The following is a 25,690-nucleotide window of genomic DNA, read 5'->3' on the forward strand; positions in this document are numbered from 1 at the left end:
CATGGTCGCCAAGACCGAGACGCGACCGGTGTCCTTCAGCGGCCCGGCGCCGCATATCATGATCGTCGAGGCCCGCTTCTACGAGGACATCACCGACGAGCTGGCGCGCGGCGTCGTCGCGGTGCTGGAGCAGGTCGGCGCGACCTGGGAGCGCGTCGCCGTGCCCGGCGCGCTGGAGATCCCGGCCGCGGTGCAGATCGCCGCGGCCTCGGGCCACCGCTTCGACGGCTATGTCGCGCTCGGCTGCGTCATCCGCGGCGAGACCTCGCATTACGACACGGTGTGCAACGAGAGCGCCCGCGGCCTGCAGGATCTGGCGCTGCGCCACGGCCTGGCCATCGGCAACGGCATCCTGACCGTGGAGACCGAGGCCCAGGCCTGGGCCCGCGCCAAGGTCGACGAGATGGACAAGGGCGGCGGGGCCGCCCGGGCCGCCCTGGCGATGATCGAGCTCAAGCGCCGCTTCCAGCAGGGACAGCGCTGACGCCATGTCCACGCAGAAACCTTCCGCCAAGGCCCGCCGCAGCGCCGCCCGCCTGGCCGCCGTCCAGGCCCTCTACCAGATCGAGCAGTCCGGCACGCCGCTGGACAAGGTGATCGCCGAGTTCGCCCGCCACCGCTTCGGCGAGCCGATCGAGGGCGAGGCGATGGTCGAGCCCGATGCGCCTCTGTTCGGCGAGATCGTGCGCGGCACGCGCATCCGCAGCGCGGAGGTCGACGCCCTGGTCTCCGGCGCCCTCGACGCCCAGTTCTCGCTGGCCCGGCTCGACGTGCTGCTGCGCTGCGTGATGCAGGCCGGGGCGTGGGAGCTGCTGGCCAGCGTGCACGTTCCGGCGCCGATCGTGATCTCGGAATACGTCAACGTCACCCGGGCCTTCTTCGGCGGCAAGGAACCGGCGATGGTGAATGCGGTGCTCGACCGCATCGCCCGCGAGCGCCGTCCGGGCGAAACCAGCGCCGGCTGAGGCCACGGCCATGGGCCTCGGCGAATTCGACCGCATCGCCCGCTTCTTCAGACCGCTGGCCCAGGGCCTGGCCGGGGCGCTCGATCTTGCCGACGACGCCGCGCTGCTCGATCCCGGGCCCGGCCGTGACTTGGTCGTCACCACCGACGCGATGGTCGAATCGGTCCATTACCTCCCAGGCGAGGACCCGGCCCGGCTGGCGCGCAAGCTGCTGCGGGTCAACCTGTCCGATCTGGCCGCCAAGGGCGCCACGCCCCTGGCCTACACCCTGACCACGGCGCTGCCGTCGCAGCCGGACGACAGCTGGATCGCGCGTTTCGTCGAAGGCCTGGCCGCGGACCAGGCGGAATACGGCATCGGCCTGCTCGGCGGCGATTCGGTGAAGACGCCGGGGCCGGCGATGCTGTCGGTCACCGCCTTCGGCACGGTGCCGAAGGGGGCGATGTTGCGCCGCGCCGCAGCCAAGGCCGGCGACGACCTCTATGCCAGCGGCACGCTCGGCGACGGCGCCCTCGGCCTGCGCGCCGCCCGGGGCGACCTCCAGGCGCTGGCCGCCGACGCGGTCGAGGCGCTGGCGCTGCGCTATCACCTGCCGCAGCCGCGGCTGGCCCTGGGCGCGGCCCTGGTCGGCATCGCCCATGCCGCGATGGACCTGTCGGACGGGCTGCCGGGCGACCTGCCGCACATCTGCGCCGCCTCCGGGGTCGCCGCCGAGGTCGAACTGGCGCGGCTGCCGTTGTCCGACGCCGCCCGCGCGGCGGTGGCCGCCGATCCCGCGCTGCAGGCGGTGGCTTGGGCCGGTGGCGACGACTACGAGTTGCTGTTCACCGCCCCGGTTGAAGCCCGTTCGGCGGTCGAAGCGGCGGCTTCGGCCACGGGCACGCCGGTCGGGCGGATCGGCCGGATCGCGGCGGGGCAGGGGGTCCGCCTGCTGGATCCCCAGGGCCGGCCGGTCGAGTCGCTTGCGGGCTGGCAACACTTCTGATCGGTGCCCCGCTGACGACCGGAATCGGCCTGATTCCTGCCACAAAGCAAAAAAATTTCGCGCTCATTGCCCTGCTCTTCCTGCTCTGGCATCGTTTGCGCGCAAAAGAAGCGGAGCCGGCCTGAACCGGGCTGGCGCGTCATCAACAGGGGCGAGGGACTCAGGAATGGTGTCAGCGGTCCTTGTCTTCGTGCTGCTCTGCGGCCTAGGCGCATTGGCCTATGGTGTGTGGGCGGCCCGAAGCGTGTTGTCGGCCAGCCCGGGCGATGCCCGGATGCAGGCCATTGCCGCCGCGATTCAGGAAGGCGCCGGCGCCTATCTGAACCGGCAGTATCTCACCATCGGTGTGGTCGGCGTGGTGATCGCCGTCATCGTTTCGCTTCTCCTCTCCGTTTCGGTCGGCATCGGCTTCGTCATCGGCGCGGTGCTGTCGGGCGCGGCCGGCTATGTCGGCATGAACATCTCCGTCCGGGCCAATGTCCGGACCGCCGAGGCCTCCCGTCAGGGCCTGGCTGCCGGCCTCGCCATCGCCTTCCGCTCCGGCGCCGTCACCGGCATGCTGGTGGCCGGCCTGGCGCTGATCGCGGTCGCCGGCTACTACAGCATCCTGCTGCTCTCCGGCGCCACCGGCCGCGGCCTGATCGATCCGCTGGTCGCGCTCGGCTTCGGCGCGTCGCTGATCTCGATCTTCGCCCGTCTCGGCGGCGGTATCTTCACCAAGGGCGCCGATGTCGGCGCCGACCTGGTCGGCAAGGTCGAAGCCGGCATTCCCGAGGATGACCCGCGCAACCCGGCCGTCATCGCCGACAATGTCGGCGACAATGTCGGCGACTGCGCCGGCATGGCCGCGGACCTGTTCGAGACCTATGCCGTCACCACCGTCGCCACCATGGTGCTGGCCTCGATCTTCTTCGCGGGCTCCGCGGCGATGTCGTGGATGATGCTGTATCCGCTGGCGATCGGCGGCATCTGCATCCCGGCCTCGATCGCAGGCACCTTCTTCGTCAAGCTCGGCGCCTCGAACAACATCATGAGCGCGCTGTACCGCGGCTTCGTGGTCTCGGCCGGGCTGTCGCTGGTCGGCATCCTGCTGGTGACCTGGATCGTAATCGGGCTTGGCACCCAGTACACCGTCAGCATCGGTGGCGTCAGCACCACCTTCAGCGGGCTGTCGCTGTTCCTGTGCGGCGTCAGCGGCCTGGTCGTCACCGGCCTACTGATCTGGACCACGGAATACTACACCGGCACCAACTTCCGTCCGGTCCAGTCGGTGGCCCAGGCCTCGACCACCGGCCACGGCACCAACGTGATCCAGGGTCTGGCGATCTCGATGGAATCGACGGCGATCCCGGCGCTGATCATCTGCGCCGCCATCATCGTCACCTATCTGCTCGCCGGGCTGTTCGGCATCGCCATCGCCGTCACCAGCATGCTGGCCCTGGCCGGCATGGTCGTGGCGCTCGACGCCTACGGCCCGGTCACCGACAACGCCGGCGGCATCGCCGAGATGGCGGATTTGCCGGCCGATGTCCGGGTCACCACCGACGCGCTGGACGCGGTCGGCAACACCACCAAGGCGGTGACCAAGGGCTACGCCATCGGCTCGGCCGGCCTCGGTGCCCTGGTGCTGTTCTCGGCCTACACCTCGGACCTCAACTTCTTCATCTCCAGCCCGGCCGAGCATCCCTATTTCAAGGGGCTGGTGCTCGACTTCTCCCTGGCCAACCCCTACGTGGTCGTCGGCCTGCTGATCGGCGGCCTGCTGCCCTACCTGTTCGGGGCGATGGGCATGACCGCGGTCGGCCGCGCCGCCGGATCGGTGGTGGAGGAGGTCCGCCGCCAGTTCCGCGAGAATCCGGGGATCATGGAAGGCACCAGCCGGCCGGACTACAAACGCGCGGTCGACATGCTGACCAAGGCTGCGATTCGCGAGATGATCGTGCCGTCGCTGCTGCCGGTGCTGGCGCCGATCGTGCTGTACTTCGTGATCGAGGCGATCGCCGGCCGCTCGGCCGCCTTCTCCGCGCTCGGCGCGATGCTGCTCGGCGTCATCGTCACCGGCCTGTTCGTCGCCATCTCGATGACCTCGGGCGGCGGCGCCTGGGACAACGCCAAGAAGTACATCGAGGAGGGCAACCACGGCGGCAAGGGGTCGGACGCGCACAAGGCGGCCGTCACCGGCGACACCGTCGGCGATCCCTACAAGGACACCGCCGGCCCGGCGGTGAACCCGATGATCAAGATCACCAACATCGTCGCCCTGCTGCTGCTGGCGATCCTCGCCCACGGCTGATCGCACGGACGACGAAAGCCCCGGCACCGCGAGGTGCCGGGGCTTTTCCGTTGGCGACAGGCCCGGTGGGGGCTAGTAGCCGCCGCCGGCGCCTGGGCCGGCGACCCCGCCGGTGCCGGCGCGACGGTTCGGGGCGGTGCTGCCGGCAGCGTCGTTGAAGCGCCCGATATTGCCCAGGAACTGCTCCAGGATGCCGATGCGGCGGCCCAGCGTCGGCGTCTCACGCGACACCATCGCCACCTGCTGCGCGTCAGCCAGGTCCACTTCCTTGACGTCGGTCAGCGTGCTGCTGGTCGGGTCGAACTGCATCCGCAGCACCCGCCGCTGCGTCACCTCCGGGGCGAAGAACGCGACCGTCTCGACACGCTGGCCGATGTAGTACCAGATGTTGTCGTCGAAGGTCGAAATCGTCGTGGGGGTTCCCAGAATCGTCGACACATCGGCCTTCGTGCTGGTGCCGGTGTGGACCTGCTCGAGCCGGTAGTCCTCGACGAGGTTGCCGCGCGTGGCCACCCGTGGCGTGCAGGCTGACACCGCAGCCGCCACGAGCAGGCCGGCCGCCATGGTCCGGACGACCCTTGCTCTTTCCGTCATCGCCTCATATCTCCGCGATTGAAGGCTTCCCTCTAGCACACCACTTCAAGCTCGACCAATATCGCCGCGTCCTTTCCGCAAAACCGATCGGTCTTCGTGCTGTCCAAGCTGTTCCCCCGCCGCCGCCAGGAGCGGATCGCCGCCGAACTCTACGTCAAGCTGGTCGAGCAGGCGCGAAGCCCCGCCTTCTTCACCGCCTGCGGCGTGCCCGACACGCTGGACGGCCGGTTCGAGGCGCTGGCGCTGCATGCCTTCCTGGTCTTCCACCGGCTGAAGCGCGAGGCGCCGCCGGCGCCGGACTTCGCCCAGGCGCTGTTCGATCACATGTTCGCCGACATGGATCTCAGCCTGCGCGAGATCGGCGTCACCGATTTCAGCATCGCCAAGAAGGTGAAGGCGATGGGGCGCGGCTTCTACGGCCGCATCGTCGCCTATGACCGCGGCCTCGGCGCAGACGATCCGCAGGAGCTGGAGGCCGCCCTGCGCCGCAACCTCTACGGCACGGCGGAGCCCGCGGCGGGGCAGGTCAGGGCGGTGGCGGCCTATCTCCGCCGCGAGGTGGCGGGGCTGGCCGCGCAGCCGGCGGCGGTGTTCCTGGCAGGCGACGTCCGGTTCGGCCCGGCGCCGGAGATGGTGGAGGCAGCGTGATGGCGGAGACTCCTGAATTCAGCCGGATCGTCGGCGTCGGCAGCCTGCCGCGCGGCGGCCGGACGATCGCGATCGAGGCCGACGCCGCGGAGCGCGAGGCCCTGGCCAAGCGCTTCGACCTGGTCGCGATCGACGCGCTCCAGGCGCGATTCGCGCTGCGGGCCGGTCGCGGCGACACGGTCCTGGTCGACGGCACGCTGAGCGCCGCGGTGGTGCAGCGCTGCGTCGTCACCCTCGACCCGCTGCCGGCCACGATCGAAGAGGAGGTCGAGGCCGTCTTCGCCGATGCGGCCGCCGATCACGACTCCGCCGAGATCGAGGTCGATCCGCTGGCGGCGGAGGTCGAGCCGCTGGTCGACGGCCGGGTCGATCTCGGCGAACTGGCGGCCCAGCACCTGCTGCTGGCCCTCGACCCCTATCCGCGCTCGCCCGACGCGCCGCCGCCGGTCGTGGAGGCGCCGCCGGTCGAGATCGAGACGCGCCGGCCCTTCGCCGGGCTCAAGCCGGGCGGGGACGGCGACGCCGAGGGCTGATTGCTTTTCCTTGCTCCGCCGGGCCTTTTCGATTAAGTAACGCCGGTCTGAGGCGGCCCCCCTGGTGCCGCCTTTTCGTATCGAGAGTTCAAGCAAATGGCTGTTCCGAAGAAGAAGACGTCGAAGTCGCGGCGTGACATGCGTCGCTCGCACCACGCTCTGGCCGGTTCGACCTATGTCGAATGCGCCAATTGCGGCGAGCTGGCCCGTCCGCACCATGTCTGCGATTCCTGCGGTCACTACCACGGCCGTGAGATCGTCAGCGAGACGACGGCGACCGCCTGATCGATCTGCACCTGCGTAGGGAATGACCGACCCGGCGGCCTCTGGCCCAGTGACGATCGCGCTCGACGCCATGGGTGGCGACCGGGCGCCCGAGATGGTGCTCGACGGGGCCGAGATTGCCCGCACGCACCATCCTGACGTGCATTTTCTGATCGTCGGCGACGAGGCGGTGATCGCACCGCTTCTGAAGAAGCGGCCCGCCCTCGCGGCGGTGTCGTCGATTCGGCATGCCGCCGACCGCATCACCAATGAGGACAAGCCGTCCACCGCGATCCGCGGCGGACGCAACTCAAGCATGCGGATCGCGATCGACGCGGTCGCGGCCGGTGAAGCGCAGTGCATCGTCTCCGCCGGCAACACCGGCGCGCTGATGGCGATGGCCAAGATCGTGTTCAAGACGCTGCCGGGTATCGACCGGCCGGCGATCGCGTCGTTCTTCCCGACGCTGCGCGGCGAGAGCGTCATGCTCGACCTCGGCGCCAACATCGAATGCGACGCCGAGAACCTGGTCCAGTTCGCCATCATGGGCGCCGTCTTCGCCAAGGCGGTGCTGGGCTTGGTCGACCCGACCGTCGGCCTGCTCAATGTCGGCTCCGAGGCGCTGAAGGGCCCCGATGCGGTCCGCGACGCCGCGGCCCGGCTGCGCGAGCTCGAATTCCCTGGCCGGTTCGAAGGCTTCGTCGAAGGCGACGACATCCCGGCCGGCAAGGTCGATGTCGTGGTGACCGACGGCTTCTCCGGCAATGTCGCGCTCAAGACCGCCGAAGGCACCGCCAAGCTGTACGCCACCTGGCTGCGCCACAGCTTCCAGTCCTCCTGGCTGGCCTCGCTCGGCTACCTCCTGGCGCGCGGCGCCTTCCGCCGGCTGCGGCACCGGACCGACCCGCGCCAGTACAACGGCGCCCTGTTCCTCGGCCTGAACGGCATCTGCGTCAAAAGCCATGGCGGCACCGATGGCGAGGGCTTCGCCCATGCCATCGATGTCGGCGTCGATCTGGTCATCCATGGCTTCAATGATAAGGTGAAGCAGGAGTTCAGCCGTTTCGAAGGCAGTCGGAATGGCGGCGACTCCGCTGCGGCCCTGCCACCGACTGCCCCGATCGGGATCGAACAACCCCAATGACCGGCACCCTATGACCGTCCGTCGCGCGCGCATCATCGGATGCGGTTCCGCCCTGCCTGTGCGTGAAGTCACCAATGCCGAGCTCGCCCGCACGGTCGACACCTCGGATGAGTGGATCGTCCAGCGCACCGGCATCAGCGTCCGCCACATCGCCGCGCCGGACGAGAAGACCTCGGACCTCGCGCTGGCCGCCGCCCGCAAGGCCCTGGCCATGGCCAAGGTCGAGGGCAGCGATCTCGACCTGATCGTGCTGGCGACGACGACTCCGGACCAGACCTTCCCGGCGACCGCGGTGCGGGTGCAGGCTGCGCTCGGCATGACCCGCGGCGCCGCTTTCGACGTCCAGGCGGTCTGCTCGGGCTTCGTCTACGCCCTGGCGATGGCCGACAACATGATCCGGCTGGGCCAGGCGCGGACCGCGCTGGTGATCGGTGCCGAGACCTTCTCCCGCCTGCTCGACTGGACCGACCGCGGCACCTGCGTGCTGTTCGGCGACGGCGCCGGGGCGGTGGTGCTGCGCGCGGTCGAAGGCGGCGGGACCACCGACGACCCGGGCATCCTGTCGACCCATCTGCATTCCGACGGCCGCCACGAGGACAAGCTCTATGTCGATGGCGGGCCGTCCTCGACCGGCACTGTCGGCCATGTCCGCATGGAAGGGCGTGAGGTGTTCAAGCACGCCGTCACCAACCTGGCCGAAGTGGTCGAGGAAGCCCTGTCGGCCAACGGCCTGACGCCCGAGGACATCGACTGGCTGGTGCCGCACCAGGCCAACAAGCGCATCATCGACGCCACCGCCCGCAAGCTCGACCTGCCGATGGAGAAGGTGGTGCTGACCGTGCACAAGCACGCCAACACCTCCGCCGCCTCGATCCCGCTGGCCCTGGCCGAGGCCGTGTCCGACGGCCGCATCAAGCCGGGTGATCTGGTGCTGCTCGAAGCCATGGGCGGCGGGCTGACCTGGGGCGCCGCGCTGGTGCGCTGGTAGGCGCCAACAGCCGCAGTTAGCCGCTCTGCCTCCGACGGGCGTTAGGAAATTCTCCCAACGCTTTGGAATTGACGGATTATTTCGAGGAGGCTACCGTGACAAACGGACTTCTTCGCAATTGCCCGTCAGGGGGAGGCGGCATGGCGGAAACAGTAACACGAGCCCAGCTCAGCGAATCCATCTACCAGGAAATTGGCTTGTCTCGTAATGAGTCAGCCGATCTTGTTGAGACGGTGCTTGAGGAAATCTCGGACGCGCTGGAGCGCGGCGAGACGGTGAAGATCTCATCTTTCGGCACCTTCGGCGTGCGCCAGAAGGGCCAGCGAGTCGGGCGCAACCCGAAGACCGGCCAGGAAGTGCCGATCCTGCCGCGCCGGGTGCTGGTGTTCCGGGCGTCCCATGTGCTCAAGGGGCGTATCAACGGGACCGACATCACCTCGGAAGACGACGAGTAAGTCATGGCGGGAATGGGTGGATCGGAAGCGAAGGCGGCGCCGGTGCGCAAATCGGCGACGGCCTATCGCACGATCAGCGAGGTCTCCGACGACCTCGCCGTGCCGCAGCATGTGCTGCGCTTCTGGGAGACGAAATTCTCCCAGGTCCGGCCGCTGAAGCGAGGTGGCGGGCGCCGCTACTATCGTCCTGAGGACGTCCAGCTGCTGCGGCGGATCCAGCGCCTCCTCTATGAGGAGGGTTACACCATCAAGGGCGTGCAGCGCCTGCTGAAGGAAGGCAAGTCGGCCGATACGGACGACGCCTCCGCCGCGGAGGCAGCGCCGTCGGGCCCGCCGCGTCCTGTCGCGGTGTCGAAGGGCAAGGCGGCGGCCAAGCCGTCGGCGGCGGCGCGCGACGCGCTGCAGCTGTCGCTGCTGGCCGGCGACGGCCGCGCCGCCGGTCTGACGACCGAACTGCGCGACGAGCTCACGGTGCTTCTGGCCGAACTCAAGCGCCTGCAATCGGCGTTGCGCGGGGCCGGCGAGGGCTGAAAGGCTGACCGGTCGTTCGGACAATCCTGAAAGCGCCCCGGACCGGCCGTCGACCGGGCCTCAGTAGTCGGTGATGCCGCTGCGCGGAATGCGCACCTCGCGGTGGATCCAGACGCTCAGCAGCAGGCCGCAGCCCATCAGCAGCGTCAGCATGGCGGTGCCGCCGTAGGACACGAGCGGCAGCGGGATGCCCACCACCGGGATCAGCCCGGTCACCATCGCGACATTGACGAAGACGTAGAGGAAAAAGGTCGTGGTCAGGCCGATGCCGACCAGCCGGCCGAAATGGCTGCGGGCGCTGAGCGCGATCATCAGCCCGTACACGAACAGCATGGTGTAGAGGAACAGCAGGATCAGCGCGCCGACCATGCCGAACTCCTCGGCCAGCACCACGAAGATGAAGTCGGTGTGCTTCTCCGGCAGGAACATCAGCTGGCTCTGGGTGCCGGCGGTGAAGCCCTTGCCGAACAGGGCGCCGGAGCCGAGCGCGATCTTCGACTGCATGATGTTGTAGCCGGCGCCCAGCGGGTCGCGCTCCGGCTGCAGGAAGGTGTAGACGCGGTTCTTCTGGTAGTCGTGCAGGAACTCCCAGCCGATCGGGATCGCCGACAGGCCGAGCGTGATCGCCACCGCGAATTTCCACAGCCGTACGCCGGTCGCGAACAGCACCGCGCCGCCGGTGAAGATCAGCAGCATGGCGGTGCCGAGATTGGGCTGCATCAGCACCATCCCGACCGGCGCCAGGATCAGCAGCAGCGGCACGATCAGCACCAGCGGGCTGCGCACCTCGATCAGCGAGAAGCCGTGGAAGTAGCGGGCGAGGGCCAGGACCAGGGCGATCTTCATCAGCTCGGACGGCTGGATCACCAGGGGCCCGAGGTTGATCCAGCGTTCGGCGCCCATGCCGACATGGCCCATCATCTGGACCACGATCAGCAGGGCGAAGACGATGGCGTAGACCGGGTAGGCGATCTTCATCCAGATCCGGATGTCGATCATCGCGAAGATCAGCATGACGACGAAGCCGCTGCCGAAGCGGCTCAGCTGCCGGCTGGCCCAGGGCTCCCAGGACCCGCCGCCCGCCGAATACAGCAGCATGACGCCGACCGCGGCGATGGCGCAGACCAGGATCACCAGCCCCCAGCTCATCAGCTGGAGCTTGGTCAGGATGGTGTAGCTCGGGGCGTCGTCGCGTATCCGGAAGCTGCTCATGAACCAGGCAAATCCATCGCCGAAAAGGCGGCCGGACTATGCCCCCGTCAGCGTGGCCGGGCAAGGCCGGGGGATGCGGCGGTGTGACCGGATGGGAGGTCGCGGGAGATCCCGCGACGCCCGGCCGACCTGGCCATGGGTCTTTGTCCGTGAGGCCTAGCTCGCGGGACCGGCGCTGTTGAGGTGCAGCGCAAAGCCGGCCGCATCCGGATCGCCCAGCCCAGGGCGGAGCTGCATGCTCGGGATCCGATAGTCCCCGCCATTCTGCTGCCGGTAGGGGATGGGCGGAGTGGTCGCGAGCGTCCGCATCCGCTCGCGCAGGCGTTCGGCCATGGCCTCGAAACCGGCCTCGTCGAGACGGTCGACGCTGTAGGCCACGAAGGGCGGCAGCACGTCGTAGCCGGGGTAGTAGAGGATCCCGTGATTGATCGGGAACAGCAGGTCGTCGATCGGCCCGTTGACCCCGCGAGGACTGTAATGCTCCTCCCAGCCGCCGGCGGTGACGATCAGCATGGCGCGCTTCCCCGCGAGGGTCCCTTCGCCGTAGCGGTCGCCCCATCGCCGATCGCTGTGCTCGCCGACGCCATAGGCGAAGCCGTAGGCGAACACCCGGTCGACCCAGCCCTTGAGGATCGCCGGCATGGCGAACCACCAGAGGGGGAACTGGAGGATCAGGGCGTCGGCCCACAGCAGCTTCTCGATCTCGGCTTTGACGTCGTCGGTCAGCGTGTCGGTGTCGAAGGCCGTCTTGGAGGCTGCGACCGGCAGGAGTCGAGCATCCGGCGTCAGCGTCGGGAAGTCGGCGCGGTCGACCTCGGACTTCCAGCGGTCAGCGTAGAGATCCGAAACCCGCACCGTGTGGCCCTGGGCCTCGAGCTCCCGCACGGCGACGTCGCGCAGCGCGCCGTTGAGCGAGCGCGGTTCGGGATGGGCGTAGACGAGCAGGATGTTCATGGCGTCAGCACTCCGTGAGGGGGAACCGACCCTTCAGGTGGGCGACGCCGGAGCAATCCGGTATATATGGCCAATGCATAAGATTGTGCCGTTCCATGGATAGATCGGACGTCACGCTGGAGCGCATGCGCAGCTTCATCCGCGTGGCCGAGCGCGGCAGCCTGTCGGCGGTGGCACGCGAATTCGGCGTCGGCCAGTCCACGGTCACGCGGCATCTTCGGGAGCTGGAGGAGGCTGTCGGCGTGCCCCTGCTCAGCCGGACCACCCGGCGGGTGACGCTGACCGATGAGGGCAGCCGCTACTATGCCGACTGCGTCCAGATCCTGCGCCTGGTCGACCAGGCCGGCGACGAGGCGCGGGCGACGCGCGGTGCTGCGGCCGGCACGATCCGGATCTCCTGCACCGCGGCCTTCGGGGTGCTGCATGTCGGTCGGCTGATCTTCGCCTTCCAGGACCGGCATCCGGAGATCCGCATCGATCTCAGCCTGACCGACGAGTATGTCGACCTGGTGCGGGAGGGCGTCGACATCGCGCTCCGCCTGGGCCCGCTGACCGACAGCTCGATGAAGCTGCGGGCGCTGGGCCGGTCCCGGCGGCTGATGGTGGCGGCACCGGCCTATCTGGCGGTGCGGGGCCGCCCGGCCGTACCGCAGGACCTGGCCGGCCATGAGGGCATCCGGATGACCAACATCGCCGGCAGCGACACGCTGGCCCTCGAGGGGCCCGATGGTGAGCGCCACGCGGTGCCCTTTGGCGGTCGGTTCCGGGTCGACCACGGCCTCGCCGCGCGCGAGGCGCTGGTCGCCGGCCGCGGCATCGGCCCGGCCCATCGCTGGCTGGTCGACGACCTGCTGGCGGATGGGCGGCTGGAGGCGATCCTGCCCGGCTATGAGCCGCCGCCCGTCCCCTTGAGCATGCTGATCGTCCCGGAGCGCGCGGGCATCGCCCGCGTCCGCCTGCTTGTCGATTTTCTCATCGACCGGATCGGCGGCATTCCGGGAATCGAGAAGCCTTAATACGGGCTGTCGACGTCCCCGGTCTCGACATAGACGCTCTTCAGCTGGGTGTAGTGCTCCAGAGCGGCCAGGCCGTTCTCGCGGCCGAGGCCGGATTGCTTGGTGCCGCCGAACGGGATCTCGACGGGGGTGATGTTGTAGTTGTTGATCCAGCAGGTGCCGGCCTGCAGCTTGGCCACGACGCGGTGGCCGCGGGCGAGGTCGCGGGTGAACACCCCGGCGGCGAGGCCGAATTCGGTGGCGTTGGCGCGGCGGATGACCTCGTCCTCATCGGTGAAGGTCAGGACGGTCATGACCGGGCCGAAGATCTCCTCGCGCACGATCGACATCTCGTCGTGGCAGGCGTCGAAGATCGCGGGCTCGACGAAATAGCCGTCGGCCAGGGCCGGGTCGGCCGGGACACGGCCGCCGCACACCAGGCGGGCGCCGGCTTGCAGCCCGGCCTCGACATAGCCCAGCACCTTGGCGCGGTGGTCGGCCGAGATCAGGGCGCCAACCTGGGTCTCGGGGTCCATCGGGTCGCCGATCCGCATCCGCTCGGTGCGAGCCAGCAGCAGGTCCATGAAGCGGTTGTGCAGCGGCGCCTCGATGAACACCCGGGTGCCGTTCGAGCAGATTTCGCCCTGGGTGTAGAAGTTGGCCATCATCGCCGCCTTCACCGCGTTCTCGACATCGGCGTCGGCGAAGACGATCAGCGGCGACTTGCCGCCCAGCTCCATGGTCACATGCTTCATCGCCCCGGCGGCCGCGGCCGCGACCTTGCGGCCGGTCGGCACCGACCCGGTCAGCGACACCTTGGCGACATCGGGGTGGGTGACCAGGGCGTGGCCGACCTCGCCCTTGCCCTGGACCACGTTGAACACGCCCAGCGGCAGGCCGGCCTCGATGAAGATTTCGGCCAGCGCCACCGCCGTCATCGGCGTCAGCTCGGACGGCTTGAACACCATGGTGTTGCCGCAGGCCAGCGCCGGGCCGGACTTCCAGCAGGCGATCTGCAGCGGATAGTTCCAGGCGCCGATGCCGGCGACCACGCCCAGCGGCTCGCGGCGGGTGTAGGCGAAGGCGCCGCCGAAATCATGGTGGGTGCCGTGCAGCGACGGGGCCAGGCCGGCGAAGTACTCGATCGCGTCGGCCCCGGAATCGATGTCGACCGCCAGCGCCTCGGCGATCGGCTTGCCGGTGTCCATCACCTCCATCCGCGCCAGCCGGTCGCGGTTGGCGCGCAGCAGGCGCACCGCCTCGCGCAGGATCCGGCCGCGCCGGGTGCCGGTCATCCCGGCCCAGCCGTCGAAGGCGGCCTTGGCGGCGTCGACCGCGCGGCCGACATCGGCCGGGGAGGCGGCCAGCACCCGGCCGACCGGCTTGCCGGTGGCGGGGTTGATGGTGTCGAACGGCGTGCCGCTGCCGTCGACCGCCTGGCCGCCGATGTGCAGCCGGATGGTTTCGACCATGGGGTTCTCCTGCTTCAGCGCTGGGCCGTCTGCCAGTCCGGCGCCTGGTAGACCGGGGCGTTCGAGGGCGGCAGGGGCGTGCGGCCGAGGATGATGTCCGCCGCCTTCTCGCCGATCATGATGGTCGGCGCGTTGAGGTTGCCGCTGACGATCGACGGCATGATCGAGGCGTCGACCACGCGCAGCGACTCCAGCCCGCGCACCCGCGTCTCCGGGTCGACCACCGCCATCTCGTCCGTGCCCATCTTGCAGGTGCAGGACGGGTGGTAGGCGCTGTCGGCCTTGGCCCGGATGAAGGCGTCGATCTCGTCGTCGCTGCGCACCGACGCGCCGGGCGCCATCTCGCTGCCGCGATAGGGGTCGAAGCCGCTCTGGGCGAAGATCTCGCGGGTCAGCCGGACGCAGGCGCGCATGTCGGCGCGGTCATCCTCGGTGGTCAGGTAGTTCGGCTGCAGGATCGGCTTGGCTCGCGGGTCGGACGAGCGCAGCTCGACCCAGCCGCGCGAGGTGGCGCGCATGGTGCCGGCATGGGCCTGGAAGGCGTGGCGGTCGCCCGGCTTGCGGCCGTGGTCGTTCACCACCGACGGCAGGAAATGATACTGGATGTCCGGGTGGCGGATGCCGGGGCGGGACCGGATGAAGCCGCCGGCCTCGAGATGGGCCGAGGTGGTCAGGCCGCTGCGGAACAGGAACCACTCGATCCCGACCTTCGCCTTCACCAGCGGGTTCTCGACGCTGTAGAGGGTGATCGGCTTGGTGCACTCGTACTGGACGTACAGCTCCAGATGATCCTGCAGGTTGCGGCCGACGCCGGGCAGGTCGTGGGTCACGGCGATGCCGTGCCGGCGCAGCTGGTCGGCCGGGCCGACGCCCGACAGCATTAAGAGCTGCGGCGAGTTGATGGCGCCGCCGGCCAGGATCACCTCGCGCCCGGCGCGGGCGGTGCGGATCTGGCCGCCCTGGGCGTATTCGACCCCGACGGCGCGGGTGCCCTCGAACAGGATGCGGGTGGTCAGCGCGCCGGTCTCGATCGTCAGGTTCGGCCGCGACTGCGCCGGCCGCAGATAGGCCTTGGCGGCCGACCAGCGCTCGCCCTTATGGATCGTCATGTCCATCCTGCCGAAGCCTTCCTGCTGGTAGCCGTTCATGTCGTCGGTGAACGGGTACCCGGCCTGCTGCCCGGCCTGGATGAAGGCGTCGAACAGCGGATTCGGCTGGCTGCCGGTGGAGACGTTCAGCGGGCCGTCCGAGCCGCGATAGTCGTCGCCGCCCTTGGCCCGGGTCTCGGCCCGGCGGAAATAGGGCAGCACCTCGGCATAGGACCAGCCGGCGGCGCCCTCATCGGCCCAGCGGTCGTAGTCATAGGCATGGCCGCGGACATAGACCATGGCGTTGAGCGAAGACGAGCCGCCCAGCACGCGGCCGCGTGGCCAGTACATGCGGCGGTTGTCCATCGCCGCCTGCGGCTCGGTCTCGTAGTACCAGTTGTACTTGTCGTCGCCGAGATTGTAGGTCAGCGCCGCCGGCATGTGGATCTTCCAGGTCCGGTCCTCGGGGCCGGCCTCCAGCACCAGCACGCGGTTGCCCGGCTCGGCCGACAGCCGGTTGGCGAGGACGCAGCCGGCCGAGCCGGCGCCGACGATCACATAGTCGAATTCTGTCGTCATGCCTTCCGCTCCTTCGCCTGCGGCCGCATGCTAACGGCGCTGGGCGAGGCGGTGCGTCCGGTTTGCGTCATGCGATGCCGGAAATCGGCCAGCGGTCGCGGGCCGTGCACCGTTAGACTCACCATGAGGCGCCCCGCCGTATGCTTCGATGCCGGACGGGGCGTTCAACGAATGAAAATGTCGAACAGGCGGGCAACAGGAGAGTCGCATGATGTCGGGACGTATGATCGGTCTGGCGCTGGGCATGTCCCTGGCCCTGGCTGCCGGGGCGGCGCAGGCCGCGGATCCGGCGAGCTGCCAGAAGGTGCGGTTTTCCGATGTCGGCTGGACCGACATCACCTCGACCACGGCGCTGACCTCGGCGGTGCTCAAGGGGCTGGGCTATGAGCCCTCGGCCGACCTGCTGTCGATCCCGGTCACCTACATCTCGATGAAGAACAAGAACATCGACGTCTTCCTCGGCAACTGGATGCCGTCGATGACCGCCGATGCGAAGCCGTATTTCGACGACAAGTCGGTGGAGAGCATCAAGGCCAATCTCGACGGCGCCAAATACACCCTCGCCGTGCCGGACTATGTGTACCAGGCCGGGGTCAAGGACTTCGCCGACCTGACCAAGAACGCCGACAAGTTTGCCGACAAGATCTACGGCATCGAGCCGGGCAACGACGGCAACCGGCTGGTCCAGAGCATGATCGACAAGGATGCCTTCGGCCTGAAGGGCTGGCAGCTGGTCGAATCGAGCGAGCAGGGCATGCTGTCCCAGGTCGACCGCGCCATCCGGCGCAAGGAATGGATCGTGTTCCTGGGCTGGGCGCCGCATCCGATGAACAAGAACTTCGCCCTGCAGTACCTGACCGGCGGCGACGACTATTTCGGCCCGAACTTCGGCGGCGCCACCGTCTACACCAACGTCCGCGCCGGCTATCGCACCGAGTGTCCGAATGTCGGCAAGCTGCTCGACAACCTGGCCTTCACCCTCGACATGGAAGCCACGGTGATGGAGGCGATCACCGGCGGCGGCGAGGAAGGCGGCAAGGCGGCCACCGAATACCTCAAGGCCAACCCGGATGTACTGAAGACCTGGCTGGCCGGCGTGACCACCTTCGACGGCAAGGACGGCCTCGCTGCCGTGCAGGCGTCGCTCGGCATCAAGTGACCCGCCCCGGCAGGGCGCCTCGCCGGGCTGAACCGGTGGGCACCCTGCCGAGGGCCACAAAAAGGGACGCCGCATGGACGATCTGAGCGCGCTCTTGTCCCAGAAGATCCCGCTGGGGCTGTGGATCAAGCACCTCACGGATTTTCTGACCAACAATTTCGCCAGCGTCTTCGATGCCATCTCGATCGGCCTCGCCACCGCCATCCAATGGCTGATCGACATCCTGCTGTGGCCGCCGCCGCTGGTGTTCATCGCGATCGTCGCCGTCCTGGCCTATCTCCTGCACCGCCGCTGGCAGTTGGTCGTCCTGGTCGTGATCGGCTTCCTGCTGATCCTCAATCTCGGCTACTGGACCGAGACGATGCAGACCCTGGCGCTGGTGGTCAGCGCCACCTTCCTGTCGCTGGTGATCGGCATCCCGATCGGCATCCTGTCGGCGCACCGGCCGATGGTCTACGCCGTGATCCGGCCGATCCTCGACCTGATGCAGACGCTGCCGACCTTCGTCTACCTGATCCCGACCCTGATCCTGTTCGGGCTGGGCGTGGCGCCGGGCCTGATTTCGACCATCGTCTTCGCCGTGGCCGCGCCGATCCGTCTGACCTATCTCGGCATCCACGGCGTGCCGTCGCCCCTGCTCGAAGCGGGGGAGGCGTTCGGCGCCACCAGGCGGCAGCTGCTGTTCAAGGTCGAGCTGCCGCACGCCCTGCCCACCATCATGGCCGGCCTGACCCAGTGCATCATGCTGTCGCTGTCGATGGTCGTCATCGCCGCGCTGGTGGGGGCCGACGGCCTCGGCAAGCCGGTCGTCCGCGCCCTCAACTCGGTGAATGTCCCCATGGGCTTCGAAGCCGGCCTCTGCATCGTCATCCTCGCCGTCATCCTCGACCGCATGGTGAAAACCGAACGCTCGGCCGGGGGGCCGCACTGATGGCCGACATCCTTCCCGCCGTCCATTTCAACGCCGTCGACGTCATCTTCGGGCCGACGCCGAAGCGGGCGATCAGCCTGCTAGACCAGGGCCGCACCCGGGCCGAGATCCAGGCTGAGACCGGCGACACCCTGGCGGTGGCGGGCGCCGAGCTGTCGATCCCGCCGGGCGAGCTGTGCGTGCTGATGGGGCTGTCGGGGTCCGGAAAATCCTCGCTGCTGCGCTGTGTCAACGGCCTGAACAAGGTGACGCGCGGCCGCATGGTCGTGCGCTGCGACGACGAGGAGGTCGATGTCGCGACCTGCGACGAGCAGACCCTGCGCAAGCTGCGGGCCGACTGGGTGTCGATGGTGTTCCAGCAATTCGCGCTGATGCCCTGGCGCACCATCCGCGAGAATGTCGGGCTCGGGCTCGAGCTCCGCGGCATGCCGAAGGGCGAGCGCGACCGCATCGTCGACGAGAAGCTGGCGATGGTGCATCTCGACAAATGGGCGGGGAAGTATCCGCGCGAGCTGTCGGGCGGCATGCAGCAGCGCGTCGGCCTGGCCCGCGCCTTCGCCACCGATGCCGACATCCTGCTGATGGACGAGCCGTTCTCGGCCCTCGACCCGCTGATCCGCACCCACCTGCAGGACGAGCTGCTCGAGCTGCAGCGCCGGCTGAAGAAGACCATCGTCTTCGTCAGCCATGATCTCGACGAGGCGCTGAAGATCGGCAACCGCATCGTCATCATGGAATCCGGCCGCATCGTCCAGATCGGCACGCCGGAGGAGATCGTCACCAAGCCGGCCGACGATTACGTCGCGAATTTCGTCGCCCATGTGAACCCGCTCAACGTGCTGCGGGCCGAAGCCCTGATGACCCCGCTCGACCTGCTGCCGCGGGAAGGGGATTCGATCCTGGTCGACAAGGCCAAGACCTGCCGCTGCCGGATCGACGATTTCGGCCGGCCGATCGCGGTGACCCAGGCCGACCGGCCGCTCGAGATCGCCGACGGCATCATCAACGGCGTGGTGCCGGGGCAGATCGCGACCATGCCGATCCATGCCTCGATGCGTCGCTTCATCGCCGCCCATGAGGCGACGCGCCAGCCCATTCTGGTCCTTGACGATGATGGCCGGCTGGTGGGTAAAGTGGGGGAGAGCGAGCTCGTGGCCCGCCTGCTTCGCGGCAAAGACCTTTAACGAGAAGGCACTATCTCCGTCTATTGACATATCATTGTAACTTATTCTGCTCTGTCCTTGATCTGGCCGGTATCGCGGATGCGATAAATGGATTGTTTCCTTGTCCGGGTTTCGATATACATAGAAGGCGCATTCATTGATCCCGAGATCAGGCCTCAGATGCCGGTGTCGGACAATAGCGATGTGCCAATACCCTAATCATTAGGGGCGGGGAGTCAGGCAAAACTCGAATAAGAGGGCATTCTGCTGTTTGCGGCGGCGGAAAGGTCTTGCTCCTTTGTCATCGGATTCTGGGGGTATCAATTATGCAGTCCGACACTCTCGTCGATACTGCCGCTGTCGAATTGTCCGCGCAGACTCCAGTCCGGACGGCTCGGCTAGGGCTGGCGGCGAAGCGTTTGATGGATCTGGTTTTATCGATTGTTTTTCTAATCCTGTTTTCGCCGCTTTTCGTGGTGTGCGCCGTCATGATCCGGCGGTCCGGCCGGGGCGTCTTCTACAGTGACCGGCGCGTCGGGCGGGACGGAAAGATTTTCTACTGCCACAAGTTTCGAACGATGGTTCCCAATGCGAACAAGCTGTTGGCGGACCTTCTTCAGAAAGACCCTGAGCTGCGGCGCGAGTGGGAGATCGGCTTCAAGCTGAAGAAGGACCCGCGCGTCACCGCCATCGGCCGCTTCCTGCGCAAGACCAGCCTCGACGAGCTGCCGCAGCTGTTCAACGTGCTGAAGGGCGAGATGAGCCTGGTCGGCCCGCGCCCGATGTTCGAGGAAGAGCAGGAACGCTGGGGCGCCGCGATCCACTACTACTACAGCACCCGGCCCGGCATGACCGGCGTCTGGCAGATCTACGGCCGCAGCGACACCAGCTACGAGACGCGGATCCGGCTGAACGTCGAGTATGTCCGGAACTGGAGCTTCGGGCGCGATGTCGTGATCCTGTTCATGACGCCCCGGGTGTTCTTCCCCGGCTCCGGCGCCTACTGACAGAGCCCGGCGACAGCCGCATCCCCGACATGACCAAGACGGCCCCCGCCCGGCGGGGGCCGTCTTCGTTTCGGCGCACCTTCCGCCCCGTCCCGGCCGGGGCTATAGGAAGGCGCGACCCGATGCGGAGGATATTCGGCCCGTGCCCATGACCAGACGACCCTTCCTGTTCCTGTTGCCGGTGCTCGCCGCCGGCCTGTGGGGGCATGCCGCCCTGGCCGATGCCACCGCCGTGGCCGCCCATTATGACCTGCCGGTCAACGATGTCGCCTACATCCTGTTCGACGCCCAGAGCGGCCAGCTGATCGACACGGCGCAGGCGACACGGCCAATGATCCCGGCCTCGACGATGAAGGTCGCGTCGATGTCGGCGGCGATCGAGATCCTCGGCGCCGATCACCGATTCTCGACCGTCGTCACCGCCAGCGGAGCGATCGCCGGCGGGGTGCTGCATGGCGACCTCATGCTGATCGGCGGCGGCGACCCGTCGCTCGACATCAACGACCTCGCCGATCTCGCCGCCCAGGTCCGCAAGGCCGGGATCACCAAGGTGGACGGCCGCTTCATCGTCGACGACACGGCGCTGCAGACCCTGCCGTTCCTCGACCCGCTGCAGCCCTACGCCGCCTCCTACAATCCCGGTTTGTCGGGGCTGGCGGTGAACTTCAACGCGGTGCGGGTGAGCTGGCAGAAGAAGCAGGGCCGCTTCGACGCGCGGACCGAGGCGGTCGCCGACGGCCGCAACATGGTGCTGCCCTGGGTCGGCGTCAGCCAGGGGCCGGCGACGCCCTACCGGCCGGTCGACGGGCGCGAGGGCTGGGTGCTCTCCGCGGCGCTGCCCGACAAGGGCTCCGACATGCTGCCGGTCCGCCACCCCACGGCGACGGCGGCGGAGATCTTTCGCACAGTGGCCCATGAGGCGGGCGTGGCGCTGCCGGCTGCGGTGATCGGCCAGCGCCCGTCGGAAGGCACGATCGTGGCGCGGCACGACAGCGAGCCGCTGGCCATGATCGTCACCCGGGTCCTGAAGTACAGCAACAACCTGTCGGCCGAGATGATCGGCATGATGGCGGCGCGCCAGCTGCTGGGCCGCACCAGCGTGACCCAGGCCGAGGCGGGGAAGGCCATCGCCGCCTGGTGGGCGCAGAAGGTGCCGAAGCTGGACTGGAGCGGCCTGTCCATTCCGGGCGCCTCGGGGCTCAGCACCCGGGCCCGGATCTCGCCGATCCAGATGGCGGCGGTGCTGATCGAGGGCAACCAGATCGGCATGGCCGCGCTGATGCCGGAGCGGGGGGATGGCGGCGCCGAGGCCGAGGCCGGCGAGCCGGCGCCGCTGGCGGCGGGGCGGCTGCGGGCTAAGACCGGCACCATGGGCTATGTCCGCGGCCTGGCCGGATATCTCTCGGCCAACAGCGGCCGCCAGCTCGGCTTCGTCATCTATGTGGTCGACGAGAACCAGCGCGCCGCCGCCGATGCGGCGACCGACCCGAACGTGCTGGCGGTGTCGCAGCCGGCGCGGCGCTGGCTCGGCCGGGCGCGGGCGGTCGAGCGCGAGCTGCTGCGGCAATGGGCTGCGGCTTACTGAGACCGTCCGGAAAGGCATCGGCCTTTCCGTCCCGGCGTCACATCAGGTCGCGCAGGCGGTACCAGGTCATGGCCATCACCAGGGCCGGCATGCGCAGCAGCCGGCCGCCGGGGAAGGGCTGGTGCGGGATCCGGGCGAAGACGTCGAATCGGTCGGCCTGGCCGCGAATGGCCTCGGCGATCACCCGCCCGGCCATGCCGGTCAGCAGCACGCCATGGCCGGAAAAGCCCTGGGCGAAGTAGACGTTCGGCGCCAACCGGCCGAAATGCGGCGTGCGGTTGATGGTGATGCCGACATAGCCGCCCCAGCAGTACTCGACCTTGGCGTTGGCCAGGCGGGGCAGGGCGCGCACCATGGTGCGGCGCATCTGGTCGGCCAGCCGCCGCGGCTCGTAGCCGGAATAGCTGACTCCGCCTCCGAACAGCATCCGGGTGTCGTGGCCGAGCCGGTAGTAGTTCAGCACGAAGTTGATGTCGGCCACGGCGAAGCCGGACGGGATGGTCTGCTGCGCCAGCTCCTCGCCCAGCGGCTCGGTGGCGATGATGTAGGTGCCGACCGGCATGACCCGTGAGCGGATGGTGCGGTCGACCTCGGCCGACAGCGACGGCAGGTAGGCGTTGCCGCACAGCGCCACGAAGCCGGCGGTGATCCGGCCCTTCGGCGTCGTCGCCACCGCCGGGTCGCCCTGGTCCAGCCGGGTGACCGGCGTGTCCTCGAAGATCCGCACGCCCAGCGCCCGGGCCGCATCGGCCAAGCCCAGCGCATAGTTCAGCGGGTGCAGCTGGCCGCTGCCGCTGTCGAGCAGCCCGCCGACATAGTCCGGGGCGTCGACCAGCGACCGGATCTCGGCCCGCGACAGCATCCGGCCCTGGTGGTAGCCGAGGCCCTCCCATTCCGCGGCATGATCCTGCAGCTCGGCCATGTGGCGGCGCTTGAGCGCCCCCAGCACATAGCCCCAGCGCAGGTCGCAGTCGATGCCGTGGCGCTCGACCCGGTCGCGCAGGATGGTCTTCGCCTCCTCCGACATGTCCCACAGCTTGCGGGCGTCGTCGCGGCCGACCCAGGCGGCGATGGTGCTGATGTCCTTGTTGAAGCCGGTCACTGCCTGGCCGCCATTGCGGCCCGAGGCGCCCCAGCCCACCCGCTTGGCCTCGACCAGCACGACGTCGAGGCCGCGTTCCCTCAACTCGATCGCGGCGCTGAGCCCGGTGTAGCCGCCGCCGACCACGAGCACGTCGCAGCGCAAATCCTCGTCCAGGGACGGGAAGCGCAGGGTGCGGTTGGCGGTGGCGGCGTACCAGGAGCGCACGTGCTCGGCAGCTTGCATGACACGACGATCGTGGCCTCGGATGCCGCCTTCAATAGCTTGGGCCGGGGAGGGGCGGCCAGCACGGCGAACGCCCGGTCCGCCATGCCGGTGCCGCATGGCGGACCGGGCGCCTCCGCTCAGGCGTCGCGGCCCCAGGCAGGGAAGGGATCGGGCAGGTCGGCCCAGGCGTCCGGGTCGAAGGTCTCGGCGTCGACCAGGCAGGCATCGAGGCTCTGCCGGATCGCCGCCTGGTCCATGTCGATGCCGATGAACACCAGCTCCTGCCGGCGGTCGCCGAAGACCGGGTCCCAGCGGCTGTCGATCAGCTGGCGCATTTCCGGATGGTCGGGCCAGCGGTCGCGCGGGATCGCCGCCCACCAGAAGCCGATCGCCTCATGGCGCAGGAAGGCGCCGGCCTGGCTCATCTCCCCGACCCAGCGCGGGCGGGTGGCCAGCCAGAAATGGCCCTTGGAGCGGATCACGCCCGGCCAGGTCCGGTTGAAGACGGCGTTCAGGCGGGCGGGGTGGAAGGGGCGGCGGGCGCGGTAGACGAAGCTCTCGACGCCGTATTCCAGCGTCTCCGGCTTGTGGTCGGCGAAGTGGTACAGTTCCTTGTACCAGAGCGGATGTTCGCGGGCCCGGTCGAAGTCGAAGCGCCCGGTGTCGAGGATGGCGTCCAGCGCGACGGCGCCGAAATTCGCCTCGACGATGGCGGCCTCCGGGTTCAGCCCGGCGACGATGCGGCGGACAATCTGGCGCTGCTCCGGCGTGGCGGCGTCGATCTTGTTGATCACCACGACATCGGCGAATTCGATCTGGTCGACCAGCAGGTCGACCAGGGTGCGGCCGTCCTCGTCGCCGGCGGTCTCGCCGCGGTCGCGCAGGAAGTCGGTCGAGCTGAAGTCGCGCAGCAGGTTGGCGGCATCGACCACCGTGACCATGGTGTCGATCCGCGCCACGTCGCCCAGCGACATCTCGGCCTCGTCACGGAAGTCGAAGGTCGCGGCCACCGGCAGCGGCTCCGAGATTCCGGTCGATTCGATCACCAGGTGGTCGAAGCGGCCCTGCTCGGCCAGGCGGCGGACCTCGTGCAGCAGGTCGTCGCGCAGGGTGCAGCAGATGCAGCCATTGATCATCTCGACCAGAGTCTCGTCGGTGCGGCTGAGGTTGCCACCGCCGTCGCGGACCAAATCCGCGTCGATGTTCACCTCGCTCATGTCGTTGACGATGACCGCGATCCGGCGGCCTTCGCGGTTGTTCAGGATGTGGTTCAGCAGCGTGGTCTTGCCGGCGCCGAGGAAGCCGGACAGCACGGTGACGGGTAGGCGGGTGTCGGGCTGCGGCATGGTCATGACACCAGCTGCGGGCGGGCGGGTTCGGCCGCCGCGGTGTCGAGGCGCAGCTCGATCGACAGCGAGCCCAGCAGGTCGGCGCAGCGGTCCATGCCATGGACGGCGACCAGCCGCGGCATGGCTTCGGTCAGCAGCGCTGTTGCAAGGGCCGCAGGGGACAGACCGATGGCCTCCAGGCCGGTGAGGAGCGTCCGGATCTCTCCGGTGGCGCGGGTGAAGCCGGCCGGCGTCCGGATCCCGGGCGCGATCTGTTCGGTGGTGGTGCTGTGGTCTGGCATCCTGGCTCGTCCTTTGATCTTAATGTTATATCATAACAATAAAGATCAAAGCGCAACCCCCGATGCGCCGGGCGGTCGGATCGCGAGTCGATCACGATGGATTCGGAGGAAGGACCGGGAGCCGAATCTCCGGGTCTCAGCCGGTCGCCTGGCCCCGGCACGGCCCCGGTTTGAACACCCGCACTGTCGCGGCAGGGTGTCGCAGCAGCGCCGCCGGCGGCCGGATCGGCCGGGGCATGAAGCCGCCGCCGCAGTTCGGGCACCGGCCGCCCAGCACCGTCTCGGCACAGGTCGAACAGAAGGTGCATTCGAAGCTGCAGATCATCGCCTCCGGTGACTCCGGCGGCAGGTCGCGATCGCAGCATTCGCAGCCAGGGCGCAGTTCCAGCATGGAGGCCTCCTCGACACCGACCGCTTCAGGATGGCGACGGCCGGCCGCGGCGGCGAGGCCATTCTGCCGTCGCTTTCGGCCATTTCCAGCGCGCCGGATCGCCCATTTCACCCGGGCCCGTCGCCGGAAACCTGATTTCTCGTTTTTGGATTCATACAGTTCAGTAAGTTGCAGACTATTCCGACAAAAAGGGTACGCTTGGGAGTCAGTATCCGTTGCTGATCAACCCGGAGATATCGATGCGCGTCGGCCGAATTGACGATCCCGCCAAACGGATGCTCGGGTGGCTCGTGCGATATTCGGTGGCCGGTCGACATACCCGGAAATTCTTCTCCGACCTGGTGTTCGGGACGTCGGCCGAGGCCAAGGCGGCAGCCGTGGCGTTCGCCCTGGCACATCTCGGGGAGCACACCGAGATCCGCTCGCTGCGCACCCGGCTGATGCCGCGCAAGAACACGCCGCACGGCGTGCCCGGGGTGGCGCGCTATATCCGCCCCGGCGGGACCTCGGCGTTCTGGACCGCCTATTGGACGCGGGACGGGGTGCGGCAGCAGAAGAAATTCTCGGTGGCGCTGCATGGCGAGCACGATGCCCGGGAGCTGGCCTTCTCGATGCGCGCCGAGATGACGGCCGACAGTGCTGAGCGGCTGGCGGAACTGCTGGAGATCTACGCGCCCGATCGCGCTGGCCCCGCCAAGAAGGCCGCGCACCGGCCGAAGCAGAAGGTGGCCGAACCGGCGCGTGCCGCAGCCCCCAGCCGGCGACCCAAGCCGTCGGTCGGCTCGGATCGCCGGGAGAACCGGCGGCAGGCCTGA

General features: G+C 68.6%; 27 protein-coding genes. 18 read left to right on the forward strand and 9 right to left on the reverse strand.

Annotation, left to right across the window (positions count from 1 at the left end):
* Nucleotide 1: 1 nt before the first annotated feature.
* The 4 genes from AB4112_RS13105 (at nt 2) to AB4112_RS13120 (ending at nt 4,243) form a co-directional block, all read left to right on the forward strand.
* Nucleotides 2-484 carry a 6,7-dimethyl-8-ribityllumazine synthase gene (locus tag AB4112_RS13105; RefSeq protein WP_309796249.1) on the forward strand — a complete coding sequence of 161 codons (483 nt, stop codon included), beginning with the start codon at nt 2-4 and terminating at the stop codon, nt 482-484.
* Nucleotides 485-488: 4 nt separating this feature from the next.
* The gene (gene nusB, locus AB4112_RS13110; protein ID WP_441720178.1) at nt 489-965 is read left to right on the forward strand and encodes a transcription antitermination factor NusB; all 477 of its coding nucleotides are present in this window, start codon (nt 489-491) and stop codon (nt 963-965) included.
* Nucleotides 966-975: 10 nt separating this feature from the next.
* Entirely contained in the window at nt 976-1,950 is a 975-nt protein-coding gene (gene thiL, locus AB4112_RS13115) for a thiamine-phosphate kinase (protein ID WP_309796252.1), read from the forward strand.
* A 166-nt stretch (nt 1,951-2,116) separates the two neighbouring features.
* On the forward strand, nt 2,117-4,243 hold the full coding sequence (locus AB4112_RS13120) for a sodium-translocating pyrophosphatase (protein WP_374710634.1): 2,127 nt from the start codon (nt 2,117-2,119) through the stop codon (nt 4,241-4,243).
* A 72-nt stretch (nt 4,244-4,315) separates the two neighbouring features.
* On the opposite strand, the gene AB4112_RS13125 is transcribed toward AB4112_RS13120, so the two are convergent.
* The gene (locus AB4112_RS13125) at nt 4,316-4,837 is read right to left on the reverse strand and encodes an outer membrane protein assembly factor BamE (RefSeq protein ID WP_441720182.1); all 522 of its coding nucleotides are present in this window, start codon (nt 4,835-4,837) and stop codon (nt 4,316-4,318) included.
* A 96-nt stretch (nt 4,838-4,933) separates the two neighbouring features.
* Here AB4112_RS13125 and AB4112_RS13130 point away from each other — a divergent pair, with 96 nt between their 5' ends.
* The 7 genes from AB4112_RS13130 to AB4112_RS13160 all read left to right on the forward strand — a co-directional run bounded on the left by AB4112_RS13130 (nt 4,934) and on the right by AB4112_RS13160 (nt 9,400).
* Nucleotides 4,934-5,485, forward strand: coding sequence for a ubiquinol-cytochrome C chaperone family protein (locus AB4112_RS13130; RefSeq protein WP_441720185.1), 552 nt, complete (start codon nt 4,934-4,936; stop codon nt 5,483-5,485).
* Nucleotides 5,485-6,018, forward strand: coding sequence for a YceD family protein (locus AB4112_RS13135; protein WP_441720188.1), 534 nt, complete (start codon nt 5,485-5,487; stop codon nt 6,016-6,018). Before AB4112_RS13130 ends, AB4112_RS13135 begins: the two co-directional genes overlap by 1 nt.
* A 96-nt stretch (nt 6,019-6,114) precedes the next feature.
* A complete protein-coding gene (rpmF, locus tag AB4112_RS13140) occupies nt 6,115-6,303 on the forward strand; it encodes a 50S ribosomal protein L32 (protein ID WP_309796258.1) in 189 nt (62 codons plus the stop codon).
* 22 nt (nt 6,304-6,325) lie between these two features.
* The gene (gene plsX, locus AB4112_RS13145) at nt 6,326-7,426 is read left to right on the forward strand and encodes a phosphate acyltransferase PlsX (RefSeq protein WP_309796260.1); all 1,101 of its coding nucleotides are present in this window, start codon (nt 6,326-6,328) and stop codon (nt 7,424-7,426) included.
* Between the two features lie 10 nt (nt 7,427-7,436).
* Nucleotides 7,437-8,414, forward strand: coding sequence for a beta-ketoacyl-ACP synthase III (locus AB4112_RS13150; RefSeq protein WP_309796262.1), 978 nt, complete (start codon nt 7,437-7,439; stop codon nt 8,412-8,414).
* Nucleotides 8,415-8,554: 140 nt separating this feature from the next.
* The gene (locus AB4112_RS13155; RefSeq protein WP_309796264.1) at nt 8,555-8,869 is read left to right on the forward strand and encodes an integration host factor subunit alpha; all 315 of its coding nucleotides are present in this window, start codon (nt 8,555-8,557) and stop codon (nt 8,867-8,869) included.
* A 12-nt stretch (nt 8,870-8,881) separates the two neighbouring features.
* The gene (locus AB4112_RS13160) at nt 8,882-9,400 is read left to right on the forward strand and encodes a MerR family transcriptional regulator (protein ID WP_441720193.1); all 519 of its coding nucleotides are present in this window, start codon (nt 8,882-8,884) and stop codon (nt 9,398-9,400) included.
* 60 nt (nt 9,401-9,460) lie between these two features.
* On the opposite strand, the gene rodA is transcribed toward AB4112_RS13160, so the two are convergent.
* A complete protein-coding gene (gene rodA / locus AB4112_RS13165; RefSeq protein WP_309796267.1) occupies nt 9,461-10,612 on the reverse strand; it encodes a rod shape-determining protein RodA in 1,152 nt (383 codons plus the stop codon).
* A 156-nt stretch (nt 10,613-10,768) separates the two neighbouring features.
* Nucleotides 10,769-11,566, reverse strand: a complete 798-nt coding sequence (locus AB4112_RS13170; protein WP_441720196.1) for an NAD(P)H-dependent oxidoreductase — start codon at nt 11,564-11,566, stop codon at nt 10,769-10,771.
* Between the two features lie 95 nt (nt 11,567-11,661).
* On the opposite strand from AB4112_RS13170, the gene AB4112_RS13175 reads away from it, so the two are divergent.
* Entirely contained in the window at nt 11,662-12,582 is a 921-nt protein-coding gene (locus tag AB4112_RS13175) for a LysR family transcriptional regulator (RefSeq protein ID WP_441720199.1), read from the forward strand.
* Here AB4112_RS13175 and betB read toward each other — a convergent pair.
* Both betB and betA read right to left on the reverse strand, forming a co-directional pair.
* Nucleotides 12,579-14,033 carry a betaine-aldehyde dehydrogenase gene (gene betB, locus AB4112_RS13180; RefSeq protein WP_441720202.1) on the reverse strand — a complete coding sequence of 485 codons (1,455 nt, stop codon included), beginning with the start codon at nt 14,031-14,033 and terminating at the stop codon, nt 12,579-12,581. The genes AB4112_RS13175 and betB overlap by 4 nt on opposite strands.
* Before the next feature lie 14 nt (nt 14,034-14,047).
* Complete coding sequence (gene betA / locus AB4112_RS13185; RefSeq protein WP_441720205.1) at nt 14,048-15,700, reverse strand: choline dehydrogenase; 1,653 nt, start codon at nt 15,698-15,700, stop codon at nt 14,048-14,050.
* Between the two features lie 208 nt (nt 15,701-15,908).
* Between betA and AB4112_RS13190 the strand changes: the two genes are divergently transcribed.
* From AB4112_RS13190 to dacB, 5 genes are all read left to right on the forward strand, one after another.
* Nucleotides 15,909-16,859 (forward strand): choline ABC transporter substrate-binding protein, encoded by a 951-nt coding sequence (locus AB4112_RS13190; RefSeq protein ID WP_309796276.1) that lies wholly within the window; start codon nt 15,909-15,911, stop codon nt 16,857-16,859.
* 73 nt (nt 16,860-16,932) lie between these two features.
* Nucleotides 16,933-17,790: a choline ABC transporter permease subunit gene (gene choW / locus AB4112_RS13195; RefSeq protein ID WP_309796278.1), complete on the forward strand. Its 858-nt coding sequence runs from the start codon at nt 16,933-16,935 to the stop codon at nt 17,788-17,790.
* Entirely contained in the window at nt 17,790-18,974 is a 1,185-nt protein-coding gene (gene choV, locus AB4112_RS13200) for a choline ABC transporter ATP-binding protein (RefSeq protein WP_441720210.1), read from the forward strand. The genes choW and choV overlap by 1 nt, the downstream gene beginning before the upstream one ends.
* Nucleotides 18,975-19,375: 401 nt before the next feature.
* Complete coding sequence (locus AB4112_RS13205) at nt 19,376-19,960, forward strand: sugar transferase (RefSeq protein WP_309796604.1); 585 nt, start codon at nt 19,376-19,378, stop codon at nt 19,958-19,960.
* A gap of 148 nt (nt 19,961-20,108) precedes the next feature.
* A complete protein-coding gene (dacB, locus tag AB4112_RS13210) occupies nt 20,109-21,545 on the forward strand; it encodes a D-alanyl-D-alanine carboxypeptidase/D-alanyl-D-alanine endopeptidase (RefSeq protein WP_441720213.1) in 1,437 nt (478 codons plus the stop codon).
* A gap of 37 nt (nt 21,546-21,582) precedes the next feature.
* Here the strand turns inward: dacB and AB4112_RS13215 are convergent, their stop codons facing one another.
* From AB4112_RS13215 to AB4112_RS13230, 4 genes are all read right to left on the reverse strand, one after another.
* Nucleotides 21,583-22,872 carry an NAD(P)/FAD-dependent oxidoreductase gene (locus tag AB4112_RS13215; RefSeq protein ID WP_441720216.1) on the reverse strand — a complete coding sequence of 430 codons (1,290 nt, stop codon included), beginning with the start codon at nt 22,870-22,872 and terminating at the stop codon, nt 21,583-21,585.
* Between the two features lie 119 nt (nt 22,873-22,991).
* Nucleotides 22,992-24,206 (reverse strand): zinc metallochaperone GTPase ZigA, encoded by a 1,215-nt coding sequence (zigA, locus tag AB4112_RS13220; RefSeq protein ID WP_441720219.1) that lies wholly within the window; start codon nt 24,204-24,206, stop codon nt 22,992-22,994.
* Nucleotides 24,203-24,484 carry a hypothetical protein gene (locus tag AB4112_RS13225; RefSeq protein WP_309796289.1) on the reverse strand — a complete coding sequence of 94 codons (282 nt, stop codon included), beginning with the start codon at nt 24,482-24,484 and terminating at the stop codon, nt 24,203-24,205. The genes zigA and AB4112_RS13225 overlap by 4 nt, the downstream gene beginning before the upstream one ends.
* Before the next feature lie 136 nt (nt 24,485-24,620).
* A complete protein-coding gene (locus tag AB4112_RS13230; protein ID WP_309796291.1) occupies nt 24,621-24,875 on the reverse strand; it encodes a DUF1272 domain-containing protein in 255 nt (84 codons plus the stop codon).
* A gap of 215 nt (nt 24,876-25,090) precedes the next feature.
* Here AB4112_RS13230 and AB4112_RS13235 point away from each other — a divergent pair, with 215 nt between their 5' ends.
* Nucleotides 25,091-25,690: an AP2/ERF family transcription factor gene (locus AB4112_RS13235; protein ID WP_309796293.1), complete on the forward strand. Its 600-nt coding sequence runs from the start codon at nt 25,091-25,093 to the stop codon at nt 25,688-25,690.

It is taken from the genome of Inquilinus sp. 2KB_23 (genome assembly GCF_052115705.1).
In the GTDB taxonomy this organism is placed as follows: Bacteria; Pseudomonadota; Alphaproteobacteria; order DSM-16000; family Inquilinaceae; genus Inquilinus; species Inquilinus ginsengisoli_A.

Coding starts and splice junctions, on each gene's coding strand:
- AB4112_RS13105 (WP_309796249.1), top strand. CDS start 2: ATGGTCGCCAAGACCGAGACGCGACCGGTGTCCTTCAGCGGCCCGGCG.
- nusB (WP_441720178.1), top strand. CDS start 489: ATGTCCACGCAGAAACCTTCCGCCAAGGCCCGCCGCAGCGCCGCCCGC.
- thiL (WP_309796252.1), top strand. CDS start 976: ATGGGCCTCGGCGAATTCGACCGCATCGCCCGCTTCTTCAGACCGCTG.
- AB4112_RS13120 (WP_374710634.1), top strand. CDS start 2,117: ATGGTGTCAGCGGTCCTTGTCTTCGTGCTGCTCTGCGGCCTAGGCGCA.
- AB4112_RS13125 (WP_441720182.1), bottom strand. CDS start 4,837: ATGACGGAAAGAGCAAGGGTCGTCCGGACCATGGCGGCCGGCCTGCTC.
- AB4112_RS13135 (WP_441720188.1), top strand. CDS start 5,485: ATGGCGGAGACTCCTGAATTCAGCCGGATCGTCGGCGTCGGCAGCCTG.
- rpmF (WP_309796258.1), top strand. CDS start 6,115: ATGGCTGTTCCGAAGAAGAAGACGTCGAAGTCGCGGCGTGACATGCGT.
- plsX (WP_309796260.1), top strand. CDS start 6,326: ATGACCGACCCGGCGGCCTCTGGCCCAGTGACGATCGCGCTCGACGCC.
- AB4112_RS13150 (WP_309796262.1), top strand. CDS start 7,437: ATGACCGTCCGTCGCGCGCGCATCATCGGATGCGGTTCCGCCCTGCCT.
- AB4112_RS13155 (WP_309796264.1), top strand. CDS start 8,555: ATGGCGGAAACAGTAACACGAGCCCAGCTCAGCGAATCCATCTACCAG.
- AB4112_RS13160 (WP_441720193.1), top strand. CDS start 8,882: ATGGGTGGATCGGAAGCGAAGGCGGCGCCGGTGCGCAAATCGGCGACG.
- rodA (WP_309796267.1), bottom strand. CDS start 10,612: ATGAGCAGCTTCCGGATACGCGACGACGCCCCGAGCTACACCATCCTG.
- AB4112_RS13170 (WP_441720196.1), bottom strand. CDS start 11,566: ATGAACATCCTGCTCGTCTACGCCCATCCCGAACCGCGCTCGCTCAAC.
- AB4112_RS13175 (WP_441720199.1), top strand. CDS start 11,662: ATGGATAGATCGGACGTCACGCTGGAGCGCATGCGCAGCTTCATCCGC.
- betB (WP_441720202.1), bottom strand. CDS start 14,033: ATGGTCGAAACCATCCGGCTGCACATCGGCGGCCAGGCGGTCGACGGC.
- betA (WP_441720205.1), bottom strand. CDS start 15,700: ATGACGACAGAATTCGACTATGTGATCGTCGGCGCCGGCTCGGCCGGC.
- AB4112_RS13190 (WP_309796276.1), top strand. CDS start 15,909: ATGATGTCGGGACGTATGATCGGTCTGGCGCTGGGCATGTCCCTGGCC.
- choW (WP_309796278.1), top strand. CDS start 16,933: ATGGACGATCTGAGCGCGCTCTTGTCCCAGAAGATCCCGCTGGGGCTG.
- choV (WP_441720210.1), top strand. CDS start 17,790: ATGGCCGACATCCTTCCCGCCGTCCATTTCAACGCCGTCGACGTCATC.
- AB4112_RS13205 (WP_309796604.1), top strand. CDS start 19,376: ATGGATCTGGTTTTATCGATTGTTTTTCTAATCCTGTTTTCGCCGCTT.
- dacB (WP_441720213.1), top strand. CDS start 20,109: ATGACCAGACGACCCTTCCTGTTCCTGTTGCCGGTGCTCGCCGCCGGC.
- AB4112_RS13215 (WP_441720216.1), bottom strand. CDS start 22,872: ATGCAAGCTGCCGAGCACGTGCGCTCCTGGTACGCCGCCACCGCCAAC.
- zigA (WP_441720219.1), bottom strand. CDS start 24,206: ATGACCATGCCGCAGCCCGACACCCGCCTACCCGTCACCGTGCTGTCC.
- AB4112_RS13225 (WP_309796289.1), bottom strand. CDS start 24,484: ATGCCAGACCACAGCACCACCACCGAACAGATCGCGCCCGGGATCCGG.
- AB4112_RS13230 (WP_309796291.1), bottom strand. CDS start 24,875: ATGCTGGAACTGCGCCCTGGCTGCGAATGCTGCGATCGCGACCTGCCG.